This is a genomic window from Kribbella sp. NBC_00662 (assembly GCF_041430295.1).
Taxonomy (GTDB): domain Bacteria; phylum Actinomycetota; class Actinomycetes; order Propionibacteriales; family Kribbellaceae; genus Kribbella.
Map to the genome: position 1 here is coordinate 7,653,044 of NZ_CP109029.1, position 23,975 is coordinate 7,677,018.

Consider the following 23,975-nt stretch of genomic DNA (forward strand, 5'->3'; position numbering starts at 1 on the left):
TGAGCTATGACGACTGTCTATGACTTCAGCGCCACGCGGATCGAAGGCAATGAACAGTCTCTTGCCGATTTCCGCGACCAGGTGCTCCTGGTGGTGAACACGGCGTCGCAGTGTGCCCAGACTCCGCAGTACACAGGTCTTCAGAAGCTCTACCGGACGTACCGCCGGCAGGGCTTCTCGGTGCTCGGCTTCCCCTGCGACCAGTTCGGCCACCAGGAGCCCGGTGACGAGAACGAGATCGCGAACTTCTGCTCGACGATCTACCACGTCACGTTCCCGATGTTCGCCAAGATCGATGTCAACGGGTCGAGGACGATCCCGTTGTACAACTGGCTGAAACGCGAGCAGGGCGGCCTGCTCGGCGGTCGGATCAAGTGGAACTTCACCAAGTTCCTGATCGGCCGTGACGGTGGGGTGATCGCGCGCTACGCGCCCACCCACTCGCCGGAGAAGCTGGTCGACAAGATCGAGGCCGCGCTGGCGGTGCCGGCGCCGTCGAGGGAAACGAACGACTGACCCAGCAGGTTCGGGGCCATGTGCAACAAGTCGTTCAGCGTGAAGAGCACCAAGGTTCGCTGTAGGCATTGGCAGAAAAGCCTTGTTTTCTGCGACAACTGAACATCAACCGTCGCAGCGCCACAGCATTGTCACCGTATTCTCACCGCATTCCGAACAATTGCCTCGCCTGCCTGCATGTCGCTCAGCCGGCCTCGACCAGAACCGTTTCCGGGTCGATGTCGAGGCGCAATCCACGCCAGACCGGATGACGGAGTCGGCCGTCGCCGCCCCAGCCGGAGAACGTGACCTCGGCGACCAGGACCGGATCGAGCCAGTGCGCACGCCGCCGGTCGGTCATCGGAATGCTCGAGGGGTCGAACGACGGGCGGTCGATCTCGAGGCCGGACAGTTCGGCGCTGAGCATGTCGAGGGTGGCGAAATCGAGGCCGGATCCGACCTTGCCGATCAGCACGAGCTCGCCACCGGGTTCGGAGTGCGCGCCGCAGTAGAACGACCCGATCATGCCTTCCCGGTTCCCCTCCCCCGGATGCCAGCCGCACAGCACGACGTCCCGGGTCTGCACCGGCTTGATCTTGATCCAATCGGAGCTGCGTCGTCCCGGCAGGTACCGCGACTTGCGCCGCTTGGCCACGACTCCTTCGAGTCCTTGTGCGGCAGACTGATCCAGCGCTTCCGAACCGTCCTGCAGCGCGGGCGGGATCTCCCAGAACGGATCGCCGATCTCCAGCGAGTCGAGCAGCCCGCGCCGTTCGTCGTACGTTGCTTCTAGCAACCACTTGCCGTCGAAGCGGAGGACGTCGAAGAGCCGGACCGACACCGGGACCTCGGTGATCAGATGCCTGAGCTGGCGTGGATCGCGCACGTGCATCCGCCGCTGCAGCAGACCGAACGACGGCGCGCCGTTCTCGTCCAGCGTGACGATCTCACCGTCGAGTACGGCGGGGAGCCGCAGCCCGGGAGCTTCGGCCAGCCCGATGAGCTCCGGGTAACCGCCGGAGACATCGTGGCTGTTGCGTGACCACAAGCGGCACACCCCGTCGTCGACCTCGGCGATGACGCGGATGCCGTCCCATTTCAACTCGTACGACCAGCCCGAACCCGATGGCATCTGCCCCAGCGACGCCATCATCGGCAGCACGGGCGGACCGGCCGGACTCATGAGGTCTGTAGTCGTTTCAAGGCGCCGAGCACCTTCTCACGATCGGCGGTCGGCCACATCGGAGGCAAGGAGGCGCGCAGGAACGCGCCGTACCGCTGGGTGACGATGCGGGGATCGAGGATCGCGACGACGCCGCGGTCGGTGCTGCGGCGGATCAGCCGGCCGGTGCCCTGCGCGAGCAGCAGGCCTGCGTGCGTCGCGGCGACGGCCATGAACCCATTGCCGCCCGCTTCGTCGACCGCTCGCTGCCGAGCTGCCATCAGCGGCTCGTCGGGGCGTGGGAACGGAACGCGGTCGATGATCACCAGGTTGCAGGTCGAGCCCGGCACATCGATCCCCTGCCACAGCGACAGCGTCCCGAACAGTGAGGTCTCGGGGTCGTCGACGAATTCGCGGGCCAGCTCACCGAGCTGCGCATCGCCCTGACACAGCACCTTCAGATCGGTGGCCTCGCGTACGGCGGCTGTCGCTGCCTCGGCGGCGCGCCGGGACGAGAACAGACCGAGCGTCCGGCCGCCGGCCGCGGTGATCAGGTCGATGATCTCCTCGAACTGCTTCTTGCCCAGGCCGTCACGGTGCGGCGGCGGCAGGTGCTTGGCGACGTACAGAATCGCCTGCTTCTCGTACTCGAACGGGGAGCCGACGTCCAAGCCGCGCCACGGCAGCGGAGCCGTCTCCGAGTCCTCCAGCTCCGGCATCTCTTCGTCGTCAGCGAGCTTGTCGGCGGGGCGGAGGCCGACCTGGCGGGCGATCGCGTCGAAGTCGCCGCCGAGCGTCAGCGTCGCGGACGTCAGGATCGCGGTGCGGTCGCGCAGTACCAGCTCGCGGAGCAGGCCGGCCACGGTCAGCGGGGCGATCCGCAGCTCGCGGCCGAAGCGGTCGCGGTCGATCATCCAGACGACGTCGAGATCGCTGAGCGCGGCGACGCGTTCGGCGACGTCGAAGATCTCCTTGACCGCGCCCTTGGACTGTCGCTTGGCGCCGTCCGGGTCGTCGTCCTTGTCGTCGGACTTCTTGTTCAGGTCGGAGTACATCCCGCGGGCGGCGTCGCGGATCAGCGCGGCGGCCTCCAGGACGGGGCCGTTGGACGCCTCGATCCGGCCTTCGCGGGTGCCGTCGAGGGCGGCGCGAAGGGCGTCGGAGGCGTCGATCAGGTCGTCGGCCTTGTCGTCGTCGACGAACCGGCGGGCCCGCTTGGCAGCGCGCTCGACCATCTGCGGCGAAAGCTCGTCCCCCGCGGCACCGGTGACCCGGGCCGGCAGCTCGTGGGCCTCGTCCACGATGACCACGTCGTGCTCGGGCAGGACGGTCCGGTTCTCGAAGGCGTCGATCGAGAGCAGGGCGTGGTTGGTGATGACGATGTCGGCCTTGCGGGCGTGTTCCTTGGCCTTCTCGGCGAAGCACTCCTCGCCGTACGGGCACTTCTGCGCGCCGAGGCACTCGCGTGCGGCGATCGCGACCTGCTGCCAGGCCTGATACTGGTGGGAGGGCGCGTGGTCGCGGTCGCCGGCCTCGCCGTCGGCCAACTGCTGCTCGGCCCAGTCGCGGAGCTCGATGACCTGGCGGCCGACCTCGCCGGGCGGAGGCACGTCGACGAGCATGCCGTCGTCGTCCGGCGCGCCCTCGCGGATCCGGTGCAGGCAGGCGTAGTTGTTCCGGCCCTTCTGGATCGCGTACTTCGGTCTGCGCGGGAGGAGCTTCTCGGTCGCGTCGAGGAGCGCGGGGACGTCGCGGTCGACGAGCTGCGCCTGGAGCGCGAGGGTCGCGGTCGAGACGACGACGCGGCGGTCCTCGATCGCGTGCAGCAGCGCGGGCACGAGGTACCCGAGGGACTTGCCGGTGCCGGTGCCGGCCTGCACGAGCAGATGCGATCCGTCGTGCATCGCGGTGTCCACGGCTTGCGCCATCTCCACCTGCCCCGGCCTGGTCTGACCGGCGATCCCGGCCACGGCAGCTTCCAGCAGTTCCCGCACATCGACACCCACCGCCACACCCTAGCCCGCCCGACCGACAGATTTCCGGTCCGGCGGGCGAGGGTGTGGATAACCCGGGCGCGCTTTCTAGGGCGCTGGGTCGAGGACCGGGTCAGGTTCGCCGTCGGCGGAGTCGCCGGCGTGGACGGCGGCATGGACGGCGGCGTGGTCGACATCGCTGTGGGTCAGGGCCAGATAGGCGACGAACACCGCGAAGAGCAACAGCCCGATGCCGGTGACGGGGCCGAGTCCCCAGCCGACGCCGCCCTCGTGGGTGCCCTTCCCGAGCCAGTCGGCGACCGAGGCACCGAGCGGTCGGGTCAGCACGTACGACGCCCAGAAGGCGACCGTGACGTTGAGACCGAGCTTCCACAGGCCGAACGGCACCACGATGAGCACGGCGAAGAGCAGGATCGACCAGGTGAACCCGAGGCCGAAGTCGATGGCTGTCGCGTCACCGACGGCAGTGCCGAGACCGAAGGTGAGCAGTACGACGCCCCAGTAGAACCGCTCGCGCCGGGCCGTGGTGATCGAGTGCACCGAGATGGTGCCCTCGCTCCGTCGCCACCAGGTCAGCAGACCACACAGCAGGACGAGGTAGACGATGGAGTCGAACCAGTACGGCGTACCGAGCGCGACGTGCGGTCCGTCGGCGATCATCGTCCCGAACAGGGCGACGCCGAGCACGGTGGCCCAGTAGCGCACCGGATGGTAGGCCTCGGCCTTCAGCTGGAGGTAGAGCGCGGTGAAGAAGCCGCCGACCCCGATGACGGCGGCCAGCGGGATGCTGATGCTGCCGAGGAAGTCCGAGGCGGTCTCCCCGATCCCGGTCGTCAACAGCTTGACCACCCAGAACATGAAGAAGACCGCCGGGACCTTTGGGGCCGGGAACACTCGAATCTGCATGGCCCCGAACGCTAGTACCGCCGACCTGACAGACAGCTGAGTCCGCTCAGACGACGGCGCCGCGGTCGGGCTGGGCGTCGCGATCGACCTGGGGACGCTTCGGGCGCGGCGGTGGGGCCGGGTAGCGGCGTTCGAGCTCGAGCAGGAGGGGCGCCGCGGTGAGGTTCGACGAGTAGGTGCCGACCAGGATGCCCAGCAGCAGGGCGAGGGCGAAGTCGGCCAGCGAGTTGCCGCCCAGGAAGAGCAGGGCGCTCAGGATGAACAGCGTCGAGATCCCCGTGTTGATGGTCCGCGGGAGGACGTTGATGATCGCGGTGTCGATGACGTTGCCGAGGTTGTCGGTGGCGCGAGCGTTGCGAGTCTCGCGGATGCGGTCGAAGACGACGACGGAGTCGTTCACCGTGTAGCCGATGATCGTCAGGATCGCGGCCAGGAAGATGCCGTCGATCGGCTTCCCGGTCCACGCGAAGACGCCGACCACGACCGCGACGTTCTGCACGAGCGCGAGTACTGCGCCGGCGCCGAAGGTCCAGCGGAAGCGGGCGGCGAGGTACGCCAGCTGGGCGAGCAAGGCGATGCCGAGCGCGATCAGGCCTTTGTTCCGCAGTTCCTCACCGAGGGACGGGCCGATGCTCTCGTTGCGGATCACCTCGGCGCCGCCGCCGATCCGCGAGATCGATTCCTTGATCTTCTCGGCTTCGTCGTCGCTGATCGTCCCGGTCCGGACGGTGATGTCGTCGGCCCCGGACGCCTGCACGACCGCGGTCGGGTATCCCGCTTCGCCCACGGCGGCACGCGCTTGGTCGGGCGTGACCGGTTGCGTCGTACTGACCTCGAGCAGTCGTCCGCCGGTGAACTCGATGCCGAGGTTGAGGCCGCGTACGGCGACGCCGGCGACGCTCACGATGATCGCGACGGCCGTGATCACCAGCCAGCGGCGGCTGTGCTTCATCAGGGCCGGTTGCCTTGATTCCAGCCAGGTGCGGACCTTGCCGTGGCCGGCGATTCCGCTCAGGCCGGGGTGGCGCAGTACGAAGCCGCGTGAGACTGCGAACTCCGCGAAGACTCTCGTGACGACGAGGGCGGAGAGCATCGAGGCGAGTACGCCGATCGACAGCGTGACGCCGAAGCCGCGGACCGGGCCGGCGGCGAGGAAGAAGAGCAGGCCGGCTGCGAGAAGCGTGGTGATGTTGGAGTCGGCGATCGCGGAGAGGGCGTTCTGGAAGCCGCTGCGGAGCGAACGGCGGAGGCCGTCCGTTCGGCCGGCTATGTAGTCCTCGCGGGCGCGTTCGAACACCAGGACGTTCGCGTCGACCGCCATACCGATCGCCAGTACGAAGCCGGCCAGGCCTGGCAGGGTCAGGGTCGCGCCTAGCGCGGTCAGGGCGGCGTACGACATCGCTGCGTACCCGAGGAGGCCGAACACCGCCATCAGGCCGACGAGGCGGTAGACCACGATGATGAACAGGGCGGTCAGCGCGAGGCCGATGATCGCGGCGAGAGCGCTGGCCTGGATCGCGTCCTGGCCGAGCGACGGGCCGACCGTCCGCTGGTCGATCACCTCGACCGGCACGGGCAGCGCGCCACCGGAGATCAGCGCGGCGAGGTCCTTCGCCTCTTCCTCGGTGAAGGCGCCGGAGATCGTCGTGTTGCCGCCGGTGATGCCGATGTTGCAGAGCTGGTTGCCGCCGTTCGGGTCGACCTGCGGCGCGCTGATGATCTCGTTGTCCAGCACGATCGCGATCAGCCGCGGCGCGGTGTTGACCGGGTTGCAGGCGGCCTTGCCGGTGATCGTCGACCAGATCTTGCCGCCGTCGCCCTTGAAGTTCATCTCGACGAACCAGCCCTGCGCGACCTGCTGCGGGTCGAGCCGGCCCTCCGCGCCGGACACCAGCTCGCCGGTCATCGCGGGTTTGGCCAGGTGAAGGAAGCCCTGGCCGCTCTCGCTGGGCAGGTAGAGGTCACCGGGGGCCGGCTTGGCCGGCTTCTGCGCGACCTGGTCGAGGACCTCGTGGAACGTGAGCTGCGCGGTCTTGCCGATCACCTTCGCGGCCTCGCGCGGGTCCTGCACGCCGGGCAGTTCGACGATGATCCGGTTCTCGCCCTGGCGGGTCACGTTCGGCTCGCTGACGCCGAGCGCGTCGATCCGCCGGTGCAGCACCTGGGTGGCCTTGTCGGTGGTCTCCCTGGTCGCCTTCACCGTCGGAGAGTCCTTGGCCTCCAGCACGATCTGCGTCCCGCCGCGCAGGTCGAGACCGAGCTGTGGTTTCGCGGTCAGCGTGACGTACGTCGACGCCGCGAGGACCAAGAACGCGAGCAGTACACGGACAAGGGACGACCGGTTCACCGAAGCCTCCGGAGCTGGGCACCCGCGGTGCGGATGTCGTGACAGAGAGCACCCACGCAAGCGTGGACGCACAGTGTACGGACGCCATTCAACCGGTACGACGAACAAATGCACAAGCGACTGGGTCGCGGGTGATCGTCTTTCTCTCCCGCACTGCTGCCTGTTATCACGAACCGGGCGGTCGGGAGGTCTCGGTCGGTTGTCGATGGACCACCGGTAGTTGTTGCCCACAGCACCAGTTCGTTACACGGGTTTCCATTGGGGTCGAATCGATTGATGGGGCGGCGGATCCGGCACTAGCGTGACGAAGAGTTGCATAAGGCAACGATATGTTCGCGACGTGAGAGGCGGTTTCATGAGATCGATCGGGCGAATGGTTGCGATGGGGGCGGCCGCGGTGGCTGTGGTTGCCGGTGGGGCGACGGTTGCTCAGGCGCAGACGCAGTCCATCCACACCGTCACCTGCGCAACCCAGGACGAGTGCATCCAGAAGCACAACATGTACCGGCACTACGGGTACGCCGTGTCCGACGTCTGGTACCGGGATCCGGACTCGACCTGTGCCCCGGAGTGGCCTTGCGCTCCGGGCTGGCAGTTCCAGTGGGAGGAATGAGCTAGACGGCTGAACCGCGGGTGGCATCCTCTCGGTGGTGGGATGCCACCCGCGGACTCAGCTGTGCAGAGTGGGGCGGTAGACGAGCTGCTGGGTGTGGCCGTCGAAGGTGTGGCTCTCGATCAGCTCCAGGTCGAAGTCGCCGGTGTTCTCGAAGATCCGGTTGTCGTTGGTCTGGCTGCGGCTGTTGATGACCGGGAAGATCGTCACCTGGACGCGGTCGACCAGACCCGCAGCCAGCAGCGTGCGGTTGAGCGTCAGGCTGCCGTGGGAGCGCAGCGGCAGGTCCGACTCCTCCTTGAGCCGGGCAACGGCCTCGACCGGGTCGCCGCTCAGTACGGTCGCGTCCGGCCAGTCGAGCGGTCCTTCCAACGTGTTCGACACGACCGTCGTCGGCAGCTTCGTCATCCGGGTGACCCACGGGTCGAACACCTCCGCCCCCGCGGGGCTCGAGGCCAGCATCGCCGCGAACAGGCGATACGTGCTGCCGCCCAGGACCAGCCGCTGCTCTTCGCCGTACTGCGCGAAGCGGTGATCGAGGAACTCCGGGCCTTGCTTCCCCCAGTAGCCGCCGAACGAGCCGGTCGGGGAACCGTAGCCGTCGAAGCTGGAGAAGATGTCGAAGGTAAAGGTGGCGCTCATGGTGCTCTCCTCGAGTTCAGTGGGCGCCGTCGTCGGCGGCCTTCATACCTACCACGAAGACATCGGCCGCGATCCGACATCGCCCTTTCGCACTTTCTCGGCTGCCCGGAGCGGGTGCACACTCGGACTGGCTCCAGTTCGCGTCGCTGGGCGACCCGTGGGGAGGCGGGATGGACGAGTCACGAGCACTTCGGCGAGCTGGGTGGGCGGGTGCCGGATCGATTGCCCTGCTCGTTGCCGCGGTCGCGCTGGGGTACCTGGTTGGCGTCGATGATCCGAGCATGTCGGACTCGGACATCCTCGCAAGGCTGAACGACGACGGCAGGCAGGCCGCCGCCGGAGCCGGGCTGCCCGTGCTCGCTGCCGGTGTCGCGCTGCTGCTGTGGTTTGCCACTGGTCTGCGCCAAGTGCTGGACCGATTGTCCGGCGGCGATCCGCTCACCCACGTGATCGTGCCGGCCGCGGCGCTGTTCTGCGGACTGATGATCACCGGCGTCTCACTCGATACGGGGAGTGCGTTCGCAGCCTGGTCGGACGAGTTCACCGCGGACCCGAACACAGTCCGCGCGCTAGGCATGGCAGGGCAGGTCGTCGCACTCACCGGGCTGATCGGGTGCGGCGTCGTGGTCGCCGTCACGACCCGCATCACCCAGCAGGCTCACGTCCTCCCGAGGTGGGCCGTCTGGTTGTCGTACGTCGTCGCCGCACTGTGCCTGTCCGGCTTCTGGAGCGGAGGCATGGCGTCAGCGGCCTTCGCACTGTGGCTGGTCGGAGCAGTCATCGGAGTACTACGCGCTGCAAGGCACACCGCTCCGGACGCGGCCCGCACGCCCCCGACACTCGGCTGACACCGGTGCAGGCGCGCTGAGGAGCGAAGAGACGAAGGAAGCGGCTGCGTAGCACGCGGGGGCTACACGCGCGCGGGCTACTCGTCCAGCCCGTGTTCGATTGCGTAGCGGACGAGTTCGGCTCGGTTGTGGAGTTGGAGTTTGCGGAGGGTGTTCTGGACGTGGTTCTCGACGGTGCGGTGAGAGAGGACCAGGCGGGTGGCGATCTGTTTGGCGGTCAGGCCGCGGGCCACCAACCGCAGTACTTCGGTCTCGCGGTCCGTCAGCTTCGGTACCTCGGGACCGCCGGCTCCCAGTCGGCGATACTCCCCCAGCAACAGCCCGGCCAGCCCTGCGCTGAAGATCGCATCACCCTCGGCGGTACGGCGTACGGCGTCGTCGAACTCGTCCAGCGAGGCCGACTTCACCAGATACCCTGACGCGCCGTTCTTCACCGCCGCGAGTACGTCGCCCTGCTCCGCGCTGGCGGACAGCACCAGCACCCGGGTGTCGGGCAGCGCCGTCGTGATCTCCCGAGTCGCGTCCACACCTGAGCCGGAGCCCAGCTGCAGATCCATCACCACCACATCCGGACGGGTCGCCAGCGCGATCTTCACCGCGCCGGCCACATCCGACGCGGTGGCGCACACGTCGTACCCGCGGCTGCCGAGGTCGCGCGCGACTCCCTCGCGCCACATCGGATGGTCGTCGACGATCATCACACGCGTCATACGGCTACCTTCAACTCCCACTCGGTTCCTTCGCCCGGCGCTGTGCGTACTGCGACTGTGCCGCCCAGGTCCGCGATCCGGCCGCGGATCGACTGGCTGACCCCCAGGTGGCCGTCGACGCGGGCCTGCTCGAGCCGGGCAGGCGTCGTACCGACTCCGTCGTCCCGGACAGTAACCACGACCTCGTCGCCCAGATCTTCCACCGCCACCCAGCAGCGCGCCTCCGGGCCGGCATGTTTGGACACGTTGCTCAGCGCTTCCTTGACCGCAGCAACCAGTTCGTCAGCGGTGGCCGCGGGCAACAGTACTTGCGCCGCCGGTACGACGACGTCCACCCGCGTCGTGGCCAACGGCAACAACAACCCACACAGATCAACGCGATCCCCGTCTGCGAGAACGGCCGGCCGCGCCGACATCAAGGTGCGCAGGGCCACCTCCTGCTCGGCAGCCAGGTGAGCGAGTTCGAGCGCGTCGCCGCCGATCGCCGTACCGCGGCGTTGGACCTGCGCCAGCACCTGCAGTACGCCGTCGTGGATCGAGCGACTCAGCCGCAGCCGCTCGGCCGTCGCGCTCTCTGCCGCGATCGCCGACCGCAGCCGGTCCCCCGCCCGCCGCATGGTCGACGCGGCGTACCCGACGACCAGACCGGCCACCAACAACAACTGCACGTTGCTGAGGATCTTCGACGCGTTGTCGACACCGCGCAGCGACAACAGCGCCAGGCTGATCGTCGCGGCGCCGAGCAGACCGCCGTCGCGGCCGCGGGAGATCGCCAGCGCCAGGACTGGACCGGCCACCCAGACCGAGGTCAGCACCGAGGCTCCTCCGCGGATGTCGATCAGCGGCTGCGCCCAGAGGGTCGCGTACATGCAGCCGACCGTGATGATCAGGTCCGCGAACGCGAGCCGGGTATTGCGGCGGCCCCAGCGTCTGCTGTAGCCGAGCGACGAGATCAGCGTCCAGATTCCCATCACGGCCAGCTGGAGTACGGCACCGGTGGGCCGGACGATGCCGTCCCACCGAGTCCACACGCCGAGGCAGGCGAAGCCCCACGTGATGATGCGGAACACCACCAGCGCACGCCACAGCGGCTGCAGCAGGTCGACCGTCTCGCGCTCCACGCGCCACAGTCTGCCAAGGACTCCGAGCGCGGCACGTGAGCCCTACTACTCAACGTGCAGGTTTCCCCGCACCTTCACAGCTTTTCCTCAGCTTCCGCTTCAGCTGAGCGGATTTTCCCCGTACTCTCGCGCAAAACACGCTCGGGGGAGCTTCGATCACACTGCGTTATCAAGACACGGAGGGGAATCGTGCGCAAGCTACCCGCCGGGCTGTTCAGCCTGGCTTTGGCGGCGACGACCGGGCTCGGCTTGGCCGCTGCCTCGGCCACCAACGCCGCCACACCGCCCAAGCAAGGGTCGGCGCCGATCGCCAGCGAGGCCGCGCCTGCACCGGACGAACTGTCCAGCCCGCTGGAGGACAAGCGTCGCGAGCTGCGGCAGGAGGCCCTGACCCAGGTCATCAACGGACAGGCCACGCCCGAGCAGCGCAACGGCAGCACCGTCGTCAAGGTCGGCACCAAGGCCGCCGGTGCCAAGGGCACGAAGAACGCCAAGGGCAAGGTCGACCAGTACGTCGAGCTCAGCCGGGAGAAGACCGACCGGATCTTCGTCGTACTCGCGGAGTTCGGCAACGAGCGGCACCCGAACTACCCCGACCAGGACACCTCGGCGGCGTTCCCGGGCCCGGCCCGCTTCGACGGGCCGCTGCACAACCAGATCCCGGCGCCGGACCGCTCGGTCGACAACTCGACCGTCTGGCAGGCCGACTACAGCCAGCAGCACTTCCAGGACATGTACTTCGGCAACGGCAACTCGCTGAAGAAGTACTACGAGAAGCAGTCGTCCGGCCGGTACTCGGTGTCCGGCGAGGTCACCGACTGGGTCAAGGTCAAGTACAACGAGGCGCGGTACGGCCGCTCGAACGGCTACCCGTGCACCGGCAACGTCTGCAACAACACCTGGAACCTGATCCAGGACGCGGTCAACCAGTGGGTCGCCGACCAGGAGGCCAAGGGCCGGACCAAGGCGCAGATCACCGCGGACCTGAAGACGTTCGACCAGTGGGACCGTTACGACTACGACGGTGACGGCAACTTCAACGAGCCGGACGGGTACATCGACCACTTCCAGATCGTCCACTCCGGCGGCGACCAGGCCGACGGCGACCCGTGGCAGGGTGAGGACGCCATCTGGTCGCACCGCTGGTACGCCGGGTTCCCGGGCGGCCCGGTCACCAGCCCGACCGCCGGCGGCGCGCAGATCGGCGACACCGGCCTGTACGTCGGTGACTACACGATCCAGCCGGAGAACGGCGGCATCAGCGTCTTCGCGCACGAGTACGGCCACGACCTCGGTCTGCCGGACGAGTACGACACCTCCGGTGCGGCCGTCGAGAACGGCGTGAACTGGTGGACGATCATGTCCCAGAGCCGCGTCAGCAAGCCCAGCGACGGCGGTATCGGCGAGCAGGCGGCCGACTTCAACGCGTGGGACAAGCTGCAGCTCGGCTGGCTGGACTACGAGATCGTCACCGCCGGCCAGAACCGCACCGTCGACCTCGGCCCGCACGAGTACAACTCGAAGAAGGCCCAGGGTCTGGTGGTGACGCTGCCGAAGAAGCAGGTCGAGCACCAACTGGTCCAGCCCAGCGCCGGCACCAAGGACTGGTGGAGCGGTCAGGGCAACAACTTCACGCACACGATGAGCCGCCAGGTCACGCTCCCGGCCGGTCAGCCCGCGAGCCTCACGTTCCAGGCCAATTGGGACATCGAGGACTGCGGTACGACGGCCTGTGACTACGCGTACGTCGACGTCAACGACGGCACCGGTTTCAAGACGGTCCCCGGCAACATCACGAAGGCTGCCGAAGGCAACGGGATCGACGGCAAGAGCAACGGCTGGGTCCCGGCGACGTTCGACCTGTCGACGTACGCCGGTAAGACGATCACGCTGCAGTTCCGCTACGCCACCGACCCGGCGGCCGGCGGGATCGGCTTCTTCGCCGACGACATCAAGGTGACGTCGGGCTCCACCACCGTGGTGAACTCCGGCGCGGAGACCTCACCGGACGGCTGGACGCTGAACGGGTTCAGCGCGGTGGGTTCGTCGTACACGAGCCAGCACGACAACTACTACCTGGCGTCGAACATCAACTACATCGACTACGACAAGAACCTGCAGACCGGCCCGTACAACTTCGGTTGGGCGAGCACGCTGGCCGACAAGGTCGAGCACTTCCCGTACCAGGACGGTCTGCTGATCTGGTACTGGGACACCTCGCAGGAGGACAACAACACCAACGAGCACCCGGGTGAGGGCCTGATCCTGCCGATCGACTCACACCCGACGCCGATCAACCGCCTCGACGGCCAGATCTGGCGCCCGCGGGTCGCGGCGTACGACGCGCCGTTCGGCCTGGAGAAGGCCGACTCGTTCACCCTGCACGTCAACGGGCAGGCGAGCTACATCCGTGGCCAGAACGCCGTACAGACGTTCAACGACAGCAAGTCGTACTGGACCGCGGACCAGCCGACGAGCAGCGTCAAGGTCCCGAACAACGGAGTCAACATCAAGGTCGTCTCCAAGACCGGCACGTCGATGAAGGTCCAGGTCTCGAAGCGCAAGTAGCAACACACACAACAGCCCCCGGAGAAAATCTCCGGGGGCTGTTCTGTTGGTGGATCAGGCGGTTGCGTACGGCGTCAGGTCGCCGGCCAGGGCCGGGTGGACCCGGGCCGTCACGCGGGTGCCCTCAGCAGTGTGCTCGAGCTGCTCGACCGAGCCCTCGGAGTGGATCCGGGAGACCAGGTCGCCGCGGTCGTACGGCAGCAGGACGTCGAGGGCGACGTTGGGCTGCGGCAGGCCGTCCTCGATCAGTTCGCGGAGCTTGTCCATGCCTTCGCCGGTGCGGGCCGACACCACGATCGCGTGCGGCTCGCGGTGCAGGATCGGTGCCAGCGCCATCGGATCGGCCAGGTCGGCCTTGTTGATCACGATGATCTCCGGCACGTCGCTTGCGTGGATCTCGGCGAGCACCTCGCGCACGGCCTGGATCTGCGCCAGCGGGTCGGGGTGTGAACCGTCGACCACGTGCAGCAGCAGGTCCGCGTCCGCGACCTCCTCCAGCGTCGAGCGGAATGCCTCGACGATGTCGTGCGGAAGGTGCCGGACGAACCCGACGGTGTCGGTCAGCGTGTACACGCGCCCGTCCGAGGCCGTCGTACGGCGGGTGGTCGGGTCGAGGGTCGCGAACAGCGCGTCCTCGACCAGCACGCCCGCGCCGGTGATCTTGTTGAGCAGCGAGGACTTGCCGGCGTTGGTGTAACCGGCGATTGCGACCGACGGGACCAGGTTGCGGCGACGCTCCTGGCGCAAGGTCGAACGCTTGCCCTTGAGGCTCTTCAGCTCGCGGCGCAGCTTGGCGATCTTGGTGTTGATCCGGCGCCGGTCGGTCTCGATCTTGGTTTCACCAGGACCACGACCACCGATACCGCCACCGGCCGCGCCGACGCGTCCACCGGCCTGGCGGGACAGGTTGCCACCCCAACCACGAAGCCGCTGCTTCATGTACTGCAGCTGGGCCAGCTCGACCTGGGCCTTGCCTTCCTTGCTCTTCGCGTGCTGCGCGAAGATGTCCAGGATCAGCGCGGTCCGGTCGACCACCTTGACCTTGAGCTTGTCCTCCAGGTTGCGCAACTGCGCGGGAGCCAGCTCACCGTCGGCGATCACCGTGTCCGCGCCGAGCGACGCGACCAGGTTGCGCAGGTCGGACACCTTGCCGGAGCCGATGAACGTCGCGGCGTCCGGCTTCTTCCGCCGCTGGATCACGCCGTCGAGCACCTCGGAACCGGCGGTCTCGGCGAGCAGCTTCAGCTCGGCCAGCGAGTTCTCCGCGTCCTCGGCGCTGCCCTCGGTCCAGACGCCGACCAGCAGCACCCGCTCGAGCAGCAGCTTGCGGTACTCGACCTCGCTGATGTCGGTCAGCTCGGTGGACATCCCGACCACACGGCGAAGCGCTTGGCGCTCCTCCAGGTCGAGGCCCTCGGTGCTCAGTTCGTGGTCATACTCATCGTGACCCGACAACGAATCGCCGGAGTCCTCGCCCTCGATGAGGTCAAGTTCGACGTCGGTGGTCTCGTCGTATGCATGTGAATGGGTCGTCATATACCTTCCATGGTGGCACGGGCCTCCAGTACAAGCGACCCGTTTACCTCCGTCAACGCCCCACGCAGTACCGAGATTCCCCTCAGGCGGGAAGCCAGGCCCGATCGAAGTCCCCGCGAGCATGCAGAACGGCCGGTCCGGTCAGCTCCAAGTGGTTGTCCGCACGCCACGTCACGCTCACTTCACCGCCCGGTACGCCGACGCGGTACGTCACCGGAAGCTCGTCACGGGCCTGTCGTGCCGCGGCCACGGTCACGGCGCAGGTACCTGTCCCGCAGGACCGGGTCTCCCCCGAACCACGCTCATGGACCCGCATCTGCACGTCGTGAGCACCCCGACGTACGACGAATTCCACGTTCACGCCGTGCGGGAAGGCCGAATCGGGCGACCAGGTCGGCTGGTCGCACAGGTTTCCGGGCTCGTCCAGGTTGTCGACGAATGCGACCGCGTGCGGATTGCCCATGTCGACATGTACCGCGGGCCACTGGTGACCGTTGGCCTCCACCACGATCCCGGACGGGCCCGGCAGCGTCGGCTCGCCCATGTCGACGGTCAGCGTGCCGTCGTCGTTCTGCGCGACCGCCTTGATACCGGCGCGGGTGCCCACGCGGACGGGCTTGTCGTCGATCAGGCCCGCGTCCGCGAGGTACTTCACGAACACCCGGACACCGTTCCCGCACATCTCTGCGATCGAACCGTCCGCATTCCGGTAATCCATGAACCAGTCGCCGCCGTCCTCGACGTACGACTGCTTGTCGCCCCGGATCACCCGCAGCACGCCGTCCGCGCCGAGGCCGGCATGGCGGTCGCACAGGAACTGGACGAGGTCTGAGTCCAGCTCGCCGTGCAGCGAACCGTCGGGATCAGGCAGGATCACGAAGTCGTTCTCCGTGCCATGACCCTTCAACCAGGGAAACGTGCTCATGGGAGAAGCGTACGGGGCGGACGTCCGCCACTGAGCAACCGTCGGTCAACGGGCTCGCGCACGCTCAGCCGCCGAACGGGCGGGCGCCCGGAGCGGCGTTGGTCAGTGGTGCAGGTCCGGGTCGTACCGTTTGGGCATGATCGCGTACTTCTGGGAGCGGGACGATGCCGCCGCGGTCGCCGAGCGGCTGGGTGGGGAGGTTCTTCGCGGCCGGTTCCACGGTGAGGACGACGACGAGGACCACCCGTGGGTCGTCGAGCTGACGGCGGGCCAGGATGTCGAGCGGGTGGTGGCCGAGCACGACGGATGGCTCGAGACTGCGGCGGACGCTCCGAGCACCGCCCCGGTGCCGTTGCCCCAGGAACCTAAGCGCTTCAAGAAGTAAGGACTCGGCCCGGCAGTTGACCGGTGGGTTTGCCGTCAACCAGGGCAAGCTGACCGGCGACCAGGACGTGTTCGACGCCGACGGACAGTTGCCAGGGGTCGTCGTACGTCGACATGTCGGCGATCGTGGTGGGGTTGAGGACGACCAGGTCGGCGATTGCGCCGGGTTTGATCGTGCCGCGGTCGGAGAGGCCGAGCCGGGCGGCCGGGAGCGAGGTCATCCGGCGGATCGCTTCGGCGAGCGAGAAGATGCCGAGGTCGCGGGCGTAGTGGCCGAGAACCCGGGGGAACGTGCCGAAGTTGCGCGGATGCGGGTGGCCAGAGCCGGTCGCGTCCATGATCCAGCCGTCGCTGGCGATCGCCGTACCAGGGTGTTGGAGGACGGTGATCACGTCGTCCTCGCTCATCGCGTGGTTGACCACGCTGACCGCGGCCTGGTGGTTCTCGAGGATGCGCAGGACGATCTCGGCGGCGTCGACGTCGTCGCGCCGGGCGATCTCGGTGAGGCTGAGGCCGCGGCTGTCCTCGTAGCGGCCGGGTGGCAGTGACGCGATGACGACCGAGTCCGGCGAGAGCAGTTTGTCGGAGCGCAGGGCTTCGGCGATCCGGTCGCGTTCGGTCGGGTCTGCCAGGCGGTCGAGGAGCGCGCCGTCGGCCAGAGCCCAGCTGGGCAGGCGGGTCGTGAGGGTCGTGCTGGTGGCGGTGTAGGGGTAGGCGTCCCAGCCGATGTCGAGATCATCAGCCTGCTCGAGATGTTCCAGCGCCGCGGAGACCAGGCCGTGGTTCACCTTGCCGACTGCCTTCAGATGGGAGATCTCGAGGCGCGCGTTGCCGGCACGGGCGGCTGACATGGCCTCGTCCAGCGCTGCGAGCAGGCCGGCGCCTTCGTTGCGGATGTGGGTCGAGTAGAGCAGGTCGCATTCGGCGGCGGTGGCAACGAGCGCGGCGACCTCCTCCGGTGAGGCGTAGGCGCCCGGCGCGTAGATCAGCCCGGTCGAGAACCCGACCGCGCCCTGATCGGCGGCTGCTCGGAGCAGGTCCTGCATCTGCCGCAGCTCGTCCGGCGACGGCGCGCGCCGCGCGTTCCCCATCACTGCGATCCGGAGCGTGCAGTGGCCGACCTGGAGGGCCAGGTTCACCGCGGAATCCAACGTTGCAGCGAAGCCGGCGAGATCGTTCCAGGACCAGTCGTGCTTCGGTCCGAGGAACGCCGTACCCGCCTGCAAGGTCGCCAGGTCGGTGATCGGGAACGGCGACCAGCCGCAGTTGCCCGCGACCAGCGTCGTCACACCCTGCGCGAGCTGGGACTCGGCGGCCGGACTTGTGCGCAGACTGAAATCCGCATGTGAGTGAAGATCGATGAATCCCGGTGCGACAATGTTGCCTGTGGCATCGATGACCTCTGCCCCGGACGGCGTCGCACCGGGTGGGAGTACGGCGGCGATGCGATCGCCCTCGACCAGCACGGTCCCGGGCGCCGGTTCGGCGCCGATCCCGTCCGCGATCATGCCGCCGGTCAGTGCCACCCGGCCTGTCATCCGCACCGAGTCACTCCTGTTCTGGTCCGAGGGTCAGCTCGGCGACGGTGTTCGCCTCGATCAGCGCGCGGTCCACGACGTGACCGAGACCGGTTGCCCCGGGCACCTGTACGACCCCTTCGACCGCGACGACGGCGGGTTCGACGACGTCCCGGGCGTAGTACTTCTCCGAGGCGGACACATCCGATGGGAGGGTGAACCCCTCGAGACTGGAGAGTGCGACGTTCGCGAGCCGGCCGATGCCGAACTCGTGCATGCCGCCGCACCAGACCGGGATGCCTTCGCCGCGCGCCCGGTCGTGCGCTTCACGCGCTGGGGTCAGGCCGCCCATCCGGGACACCTTGATGTTCAGGACCTGCAGCGCTTCTAGCGCCAGCGCGGTCTCCAGGTCGTCGACCGTCTCGATGCTCTCGTCGAGGCAGACCGGCGTCTCGATCGTGCGCTGCAGCTCGGCGTGCGTGAGCAGGTCGCGAGGCGCGAACGGCTGCTCGATCATCGTCAGCCCGAACTCGTCCAGCTGCTGCAAGAGTTTCAGATCGTCGGCGGTATAGATGCCGTTGGCATCCACATGCAGATCGAGCCCGGGGTACGCCGCACGCACGGCGCGGACCGGCTCGATGTCCCAGCCCGGGGCGATCTTCAGCTTCACCCGCGGGTAGCCGGCGGCGACCTGGGCGGCGACCTGGGTGAGGAGATCGTCGATCGACGGCTCGATGCCGAGCGAGACACCGGCAACGACCTCGGACCGCGTCCCGCCGAGAACTGTCGCCAGGGGCATGGACCGGGTCTCGGCGTACAGCACCCAGACGGCGGTGTCCACGCCGGCCTTGGCGAAGTTGTTGCCGCGGACCTTCGACCAGCGACGGCTCAGATCGGCGGGGTGGGTCCACGGCTGGTTCAGGACCGCGGGCAGCAGGTAGTGCGAGGCGATGTGCCAGCACGACTCGACCGTTTCGGGTGCGTAGTACGGATCGGAGGACGAGGCGATCTCGCCCCAGCCGATCGCGCCGGACGCGTCCTGCAGCTCGACCAGGATGTGATCGAGGAACGCCTTGCGGTGCGAGCTGGTCTGGAACTCGTGCACCAGCGGCATCCGGACCCGATGTAGCCGGGCCGCGACGATTCTGAGTTCAGTTGACATAAAGCCCCAGCTCCGTGTTCAGCCGGTCGCGCTCGAGCAAGCGTCGCCGCGCGCCTTTCGCGCTCGCGGTGGTCAGCGTCGCGAGCACATGCAGCACGGATGCGACGACGGTCGGCGAGTCGACGTACGACGCACTCCCGGTCGCGACGTAGATGCTCTGGTCGGCGATCTTGGCCAGCGGCGCGTCCTCGAAGTCCGTCACCGCGACCAGTTCGCCACCGGCCTCCACGAACCGCGTCGCGATCTCGACCGTGTCGCGCCGGTACCGCCGGAACGAGAACGCGACCATCAGGTCGTTGGACCGGACATCGGACAGTACGTCGACGCCGCGGACGACCGTGCCGTCGATCAACGTCACCTGCGACAGGCCGGCCCCGAGGTCGAAGGCCAGCAACGACGCGTACGAGAACGACTTCGCCGATCCGACGATGAAGCGCCGGCGGGCGGCGACGATCCGGGCGGCTGCCTGCGCGATCGACTCGTCGGTCAGGATCTGGTCGAGGGCCTCGTCGATCGAGGCCCGCTCCTGCTCGACCACGCGACGCTGCAGGAGCGTCGACGACCGGCGTTGCAGGCGCGCGTCGTACCGCTCATGAGGGCTGGCGAGCTCGCGGTTGCGGGGATCGTCAGGCATCGGCCGCCCCGAAGTAGTAGGCGCCGTTCCCGTCCGGCAGGCGGCGGCACGAGACGGCGACCAGGTCCTTGGCGAGCAGCGCTTCGAACGACGTGCGCAGCTCGGCCGGGTCGGCCGGCAGGACCAACTCGGTCAGCTCGGCCTCGTCGACGGGCTTGGGCTGCTCACGGGTCAGGTCCCACTCGACGATCACGCGGTCGGTGCCCGGACCGTACATGTCCGGGGCGAACCATCGACCGCGGGCGCCGAGGACGTCGAGGTTGAAGTGCGCGTTGCGGAGCTGCATCGGATCGTACGTCCAGCGCATCCGCGACATACCGTGGCTCAGGGCAACCTCTCGCTGGGCGTGCTTGAGCATCCGGCCGAGGCCGTGCCCCTGCTGGTCGGCCGCGACCACGGCGGACTGCGAGTAGTGGTAGAAACCGCGCCGGTCGGTGCCGCAGAAGCCGTACGCGAACGCGACCAGTTTGTCGGTCCCGTCGAGGATGCCGACCACCGATCCCCCGTTGCTCGCGAGGGCGCCGAGCAGCCGCGGATTCAGCCCGTACGCCGGGTCGAGGTAGCCGAAGACCGCGCGGTACAACTCCGAGGCCTCGGCGAACCTGGACGCCGTGGTGAGCGAGACCGCGCGGAAGCTCACCTCGGAGATACGATTCATATCTTGAGTAGATCCCATTGTTCTCAAGGGAGTCAATCGGTGATCAGATGATGATACGTTGACTATCCATGATCATCGAGCGACTCCAGGAGTACGTCGGCGCGGAGACCCCGACCGGTGACGCGGCCGCGCTGAACGCCTTCGCCGACCGCCTCGCCGAGCGGTACGCCGCACTCGGCGCGATCGTCCGTCGGGTGCCGACGCCGACCGGCGACCACCTGGTCGCGGACTTCCCGGGTCGCGAAGGCGATGCGCCGCTGCTGTTCCTCGCCCACCACGACACCGTCTGGCCGGTCGGGCAGCTCGCGGACGCGATGCCATGGCGCGAGGCGGACGGCATCATCCGCGGCCCCGGCGTCTTCGACATGAAGGGCGGACTCGTCGTCCTCGAAACTGCGCTCGAACAGGTCGCCGACCAGGACCACCGACCGGTGCGAGTCATCGTGGTCGCCGACGAGGAGGTCGGCTCGCCGTCCGCCCGCGCCTTGGTGACGGCCGAGGCAACAGGCGTGTACGCCGCTTTCGGACTCGAGCCGCCGCACCCGAACGGCGATCTCAAGACGTCGCGCTGGGGCAGCACCCGGGTGCGCATCGAGGTCACCGGCCGCGAGGCGCACGCCGCGCTCGACCCCGACAGCGGCGTCTCCGCGATCGACGAGCTCGTCGACCAGCTGATCGCGGTTCGCGGCATCGTCGCGCAGTACGACCAGGTGTTGTGCAACGTCGGCACGATCACGGGTGGTGGGCGGACGAACGTCGTACCGGGGTCCGCGTCGGCCGACATCGGATTCCGCTTCGTCGATCCGTCGACCGAGGAAGCCGTCCTCGCCGCGGTCACCGAACTGCAGCCGGTCCGAGCCGCACAGCTGAGTGTGCGGGTCATGTCGAACCGGCCGGCGTGGCAGCCGTCGCCGGCCACCGACGAACTGCTGACAAAGGTGATCGAGGCAGGTCGCTCCGTCGGCCAGAAGGTCGGCGGCGCCGCCGCCTCCGGTGCCGCCGACACCAACCTGACCGGCTGGCTCGGCATCCCGACCTTGGACGGCCTGGGCCCCGTTGGCAAAGGCGCCCACGCCGTCCACGAGCAGATCATCGCGGCGAGCCTGAGCGAACGAGTCGCCCTGGTCGCCGCGATCATCAGCACTCTCTAGCCCACGATCCGGCCCGTTATCTGGCCCGTTATCTGGGCCACACGACCCCGGCGGAGCCACCGCCGCGACGCGTCGGCTCCGCGGCGGCGAGGATCGCCCCGCCGGGCAGGAACTCGAGGCCCTCGAGCGCACCGATCTCGGCCGCCGAGGATCCGGGCGCGCCGGCCGGCGTGAACGTGTGGCCGTACGGCGCGAGTGCCGCGCCGTACTTGTCGATGAAGGACTGCTCGGCCGTCACCGACGCGGTGTTGCGCTGCGACGCGCGCGGTGCGGCGATCGCCTCGGGCAGGGTCATGCCGCGGTCGAGGCGGTTCGTCAGCGTCTGCAGGACGGTCGTGATGATGGTCGAGCCGCCCGGCGAACCGAGGGCGATGTACGGCTTGCCGCCGCGCAGCACGATCGTCGGCGAGATCGAGGACCGCGGCCGCTTGCCCGGCTGGATCCGGTTCGGGTCGGCGGGGTCGTAGACCGCGGAGAAGTCGGTCAGCTCGTTGTTCAGGATGAACCCGCGACCGGGGACGGTGATGCCGCTGCCACCAGTCTGCTCGATCGTCAGTGTGTACGAGACGACGTTGCCCCACCTGTCGGCGGTGACCAGGTGCGTCGTGGACCGCCCCTCGGTGTCGGGCCGCTGCGTCGTCGCGACGCCCTTCGCGCAGTGCTCGTACCTGCCGTCCGGCGATCCGGCCGGCACCGGCTTGACGGCTGCCTTGTCCGGGTCGATCTGGCAGGACCGCTCGGCGCCGAACCCACGCGAGGTCAGCTCCTTGGTCGGCACGTTCACGAACGCAGGATCACCGACGTACGCCGCTCTGTCCGCGAACGCCAGCGCGGATGCCTCGAGGTAGTTGTGCAGGTAGTCCGGAGTGCTCAGTTGCTTGAGATGCTTCGGCTGCAGGATGTTGAGCGCCTCGCCGACCGTGGTGCCGCCCGACGAGGACGGAGCCATCCCGTAGACGTCCAGGCCGTCGTAGCGGACCTTCGTCGGGACGCGGTCCAGCGGTTTGTAGTTCTTGAGGTCGCCGGTGGTCATGTACCCCGGCATCACCGGCAGCGTGGTCGTCGAGGTCTTCGGCGGGTTCTTGACCACGGCGGCCATCTCCGCGCCGAGAGCGCCGCCGTAGAAGGTCGACAGCCCCTTCTTGCCGAGCATGCGGTAGGTGTCGGCGAGTTCCGGGTTCTTGAACACCGTGCCGACCTTCGGCGCGTCACCGCCGGGCAGGAACAGCTTGGCCGTCGGCACGATCGCCGAGAAGCGGGCCTTGTTCTCCTGCGTCTGCAGGTTGAACGTGCTGTCCACCACGAAACCGCGATCGGCCAGATCGGCCGCGGGCGTGAGCGCCTTGCCCAGCGACAGCGAACCCCATTGGCGCAGCGCCGAGTCCCAGGTCGCCAGCGTGCCGGGGACTCCGACGGACACACCCGACGTGACGAGTTCGGGAGTGAAGTTGTACGGCTTGCCGGTCGCCGGGTCGATGAAGGCATCCGACGGCATCGTCGCGGGCGCGGTCTCGCGGCCGTCGATCGTGGAGACCTTGCGGGTCTTGGCGTTGTAGTAGACGAAGTACCCGCCGCCGCCGATGCCGGCGGAGTACGGCTCGGTCACACCGAGGGCGGCCGCGGTCGCGACCGCAGCGTCGACCGCGTTACCACCGCGCCGCAGTACGCCGAGCCCGGCGGCCGTCGCGTCCGCGTCGACCGAGGACACCGCTCCCCCGAAGCCGATCGCGGTCGGGGTCTTCACCGGCGGTTTCGGTGGATTCGCGGCGGCGCTCGTACTCAGACCAGCCAGAACAAGGGCACCTGCAGACAGCGATGCGACCAGCTTCTTCACCAGTACTCCCGCGGGGCGTCGGCAACATGGACAGATGCCCTTGCTATCCCACAGAAGGGCTTCACGCCAGTACTAGTGCACCGTGCAGGAGTCCATGAAACGTCGCAGTACGTCGTCGGGCCACTCGACCGTGCCCGTCGGGAGCTCCACCAGCAGCCACTGGTCGGCCAGCTTCACCTGACCGGTCAGCCGGCCATCGAGGGTGCCGATGTGGAACGTCTTGCCGCTGCCGTCGGTGACGCGGACCGCCGACAGACTGCGTGCTTGCGGGGCCGCTTGCAGGACGACCTTGGCGGCGGTGTCCGCAGTACGCATCGCCGGCTGGGAGAGTACGACGCGGTCGGCCGCGATCGGGGTCTCCGCGCTCCAGCCCTTCGGGGTCAGCGTGCAGTCGATCGTGCTCCACGGCTGCTTGTTGGCGACCAGCTCGACGACGGACGCCCCGAACATCGACATCGTCTCGCCCTTCGACGGCTCGGCCGCCGGCGCCGTCGCAGGCGTCGAGGACGCGGAGGCGGTCGTCTCGGTCTCGCCGGTGCCGCCGGCCACCTCGGTGCTGTTGCCCCACCACTTCACCTGGTTGCCGATCGCGAGCGCGAGCGCCGACACCGCGGCAACACACAGCACACCGGTGACGCGACGCCGGCGCTTGATCCGGCGCAGCGCGCGGCGGCCGCGAGTGACATCGGCCTCGATGTCAGCATCCGGCAGCGCCTCGGCCGCGCGATCCGCGAAGCCCTCCAACAGCCTCTTCACGTCATCCATCGG

General features: G+C 68.2%; 21 protein-coding genes. 6 read left to right on the plus strand and 15 right to left on the minus strand.

Annotation, left to right across the window (positions count from 1 at the left end):
* The first annotated feature begins 6 nt into the window (after positions 1-6).
* Positions 7-516: a glutathione peroxidase gene (locus OHA10_RS37590; RefSeq protein ID WP_371403559.1), complete on the plus strand. Its 510-nt coding sequence runs from the start codon at positions 7-9 to the stop codon at positions 514-516.
* A 184-nt stretch (positions 517-700) separates the two neighbouring features.
* On the opposite strand, the gene ligD is transcribed toward OHA10_RS37590, so the two are convergent.
* From ligD to secD, 4 genes are all read right to left on the minus strand, one after another.
* Positions 701-1,678, minus strand: a complete 978-nt coding sequence (gene ligD, locus OHA10_RS37595; protein WP_371403560.1) for a non-homologous end-joining DNA ligase — start codon at positions 1,676-1,678, stop codon at positions 701-703.
* Positions 1,675-3,669, minus strand: a complete 1,995-nt coding sequence (locus OHA10_RS37600) for an ATP-dependent DNA helicase (RefSeq protein WP_371403561.1) — start codon at positions 3,667-3,669, stop codon at positions 1,675-1,677. Before OHA10_RS37600 ends, ligD begins: the two co-directional genes overlap by 4 nt.
* A 69-nt stretch (positions 3,670-3,738) precedes the next feature.
* Positions 3,739-4,557 (minus strand): hypothetical protein, encoded by an 819-nt coding sequence (locus OHA10_RS37605; protein WP_371403562.1) that lies wholly within the window; start codon positions 4,555-4,557, stop codon positions 3,739-3,741.
* 46 nt (positions 4,558-4,603) lie between these two features.
* Positions 4,604-6,904 carry a protein translocase subunit SecD gene (secD, locus tag OHA10_RS37610; protein ID WP_371403563.1) on the minus strand — a complete coding sequence of 767 codons (2,301 nt, stop codon included), beginning with the start codon at positions 6,902-6,904 and terminating at the stop codon, positions 4,604-4,606.
* 355 nt (positions 6,905-7,259) lie between these two features.
* Between secD and OHA10_RS37615 the strand changes: the two genes are divergently transcribed.
* Positions 7,260-7,517, plus strand: a complete 258-nt coding sequence (locus OHA10_RS37615) for a hypothetical protein (RefSeq protein WP_371403564.1) — start codon at positions 7,260-7,262, stop codon at positions 7,515-7,517.
* A gap of 57 nt (positions 7,518-7,574) precedes the next feature.
* On the opposite strand, the gene OHA10_RS37620 is transcribed toward OHA10_RS37615, so the two are convergent.
* Positions 7,575-8,159 carry a dihydrofolate reductase family protein gene (locus OHA10_RS37620; protein ID WP_371403565.1) on the minus strand — a complete coding sequence of 195 codons (585 nt, stop codon included), beginning with the start codon at positions 8,157-8,159 and terminating at the stop codon, positions 7,575-7,577.
* 170 nt (positions 8,160-8,329) lie between these two features.
* Between OHA10_RS37620 and OHA10_RS37625 the strand changes: the two genes are divergently transcribed.
* Positions 8,330-9,007 (plus strand): hypothetical protein, encoded by a 678-nt coding sequence (locus OHA10_RS37625; protein WP_371403566.1) that lies wholly within the window; start codon positions 8,330-8,332, stop codon positions 9,005-9,007.
* A gap of 77 nt (positions 9,008-9,084) precedes the next feature.
* On the opposite strand, the gene OHA10_RS37630 is transcribed toward OHA10_RS37625, so the two are convergent.
* Positions 9,085-9,717, minus strand: a complete 633-nt coding sequence (locus OHA10_RS37630) for a response regulator (RefSeq protein WP_371403567.1) — start codon at positions 9,715-9,717, stop codon at positions 9,085-9,087.
* Positions 9,714-10,838, minus strand: coding sequence for a MacS family sensor histidine kinase (macS, locus tag OHA10_RS37635; protein ID WP_371403568.1), 1,125 nt, complete (start codon positions 10,836-10,838; stop codon positions 9,714-9,716). Before macS ends, OHA10_RS37630 begins: the two co-directional genes overlap by 4 nt.
* 189 nt (positions 10,839-11,027) lie before the next feature.
* Here macS and OHA10_RS37640 point away from each other — a divergent pair, with 189 nt between their 5' ends.
* On the plus strand, positions 11,028-13,406 hold the full coding sequence (locus tag OHA10_RS37640) for an immune inhibitor A domain-containing protein (RefSeq protein ID WP_371403569.1): 2,379 nt from the start codon (positions 11,028-11,030) through the stop codon (positions 13,404-13,406).
* 54 nt (positions 13,407-13,460) lie between these two features.
* On the opposite strand, the gene hflX is transcribed toward OHA10_RS37640, so the two are convergent.
* Complete coding sequence (hflX, locus tag OHA10_RS37645; protein ID WP_371403570.1) at positions 13,461-14,942, minus strand: GTPase HflX; 1,482 nt, start codon at positions 14,940-14,942, stop codon at positions 13,461-13,463.
* Positions 14,943-15,024: 82 nt separating this feature from the next.
* A complete protein-coding gene (gene dapF / locus OHA10_RS37650; protein WP_371403571.1) occupies positions 15,025-15,867 on the minus strand; it encodes a diaminopimelate epimerase in 843 nt (280 codons plus the stop codon).
* A 136-nt stretch (positions 15,868-16,003) separates the two neighbouring features.
* Between dapF and OHA10_RS37655 the strand changes: the two genes are divergently transcribed.
* Positions 16,004-16,252: a hypothetical protein gene (locus OHA10_RS37655; RefSeq protein WP_371403572.1), complete on the plus strand. Its 249-nt coding sequence runs from the start codon at positions 16,004-16,006 to the stop codon at positions 16,250-16,252.
* Here the strand turns inward: OHA10_RS37655 and OHA10_RS37660 are convergent.
* Genes OHA10_RS37660 through OHA10_RS37675 form a run of 4 tightly spaced genes read right to left on the minus strand, consistent with a single transcriptional unit; the run spans position 16,242 to position 20,222 of the window.
* Positions 16,242-17,789, minus strand: coding sequence for an amidohydrolase family protein (locus tag OHA10_RS37660; RefSeq protein WP_371408029.1), 1,548 nt, complete (start codon positions 17,787-17,789; stop codon positions 16,242-16,244). The genes OHA10_RS37655 and OHA10_RS37660 overlap by 11 nt on opposite strands.
* A gap of 10 nt (positions 17,790-17,799) precedes the next feature.
* Positions 17,800-18,930, minus strand: coding sequence for an o-succinylbenzoate synthase (gene menC, locus OHA10_RS37665; RefSeq protein ID WP_371403573.1), 1,131 nt, complete (start codon positions 18,928-18,930; stop codon positions 17,800-17,802).
* Entirely contained in the window at positions 18,920-19,564 is a 645-nt protein-coding gene (locus OHA10_RS37670; RefSeq protein WP_371403574.1) for a MurR/RpiR family transcriptional regulator, read from the minus strand. The genes menC and OHA10_RS37670 overlap by 11 nt, the downstream gene beginning before the upstream one ends.
* Positions 19,557-20,222 (minus strand): hypothetical protein, encoded by a 666-nt coding sequence (locus tag OHA10_RS37675; RefSeq protein WP_371403575.1) that lies wholly within the window; start codon positions 20,220-20,222, stop codon positions 19,557-19,559. Before OHA10_RS37675 ends, OHA10_RS37670 begins: the two co-directional genes overlap by 8 nt.
* 68 nt (positions 20,223-20,290) lie before the next feature.
* Between OHA10_RS37675 and OHA10_RS37680 the strand changes: the two genes are divergently transcribed.
* Positions 20,291-21,373: a M20/M25/M40 family metallo-hydrolase gene (locus OHA10_RS37680; protein WP_371403576.1), complete on the plus strand. Its 1,083-nt coding sequence runs from the start codon at positions 20,291-20,293 to the stop codon at positions 21,371-21,373.
* 28 nt (positions 21,374-21,401) lie between these two features.
* On the opposite strand, the gene ggt is transcribed toward OHA10_RS37680, so the two are convergent.
* Positions 21,402-23,207, minus strand: a complete 1,806-nt coding sequence (ggt, locus tag OHA10_RS37685) for a gamma-glutamyltransferase (RefSeq protein ID WP_371403577.1) — start codon at positions 23,205-23,207, stop codon at positions 21,402-21,404.
* A gap of 72 nt (positions 23,208-23,279) precedes the next feature.
* Positions 23,280-23,972: a hypothetical protein gene (locus OHA10_RS37690; RefSeq protein WP_371403578.1), complete on the minus strand. Its 693-nt coding sequence runs from the start codon at positions 23,970-23,972 to the stop codon at positions 23,280-23,282.
* Positions 23,973-23,975 lie beyond the last annotated feature (3 nt).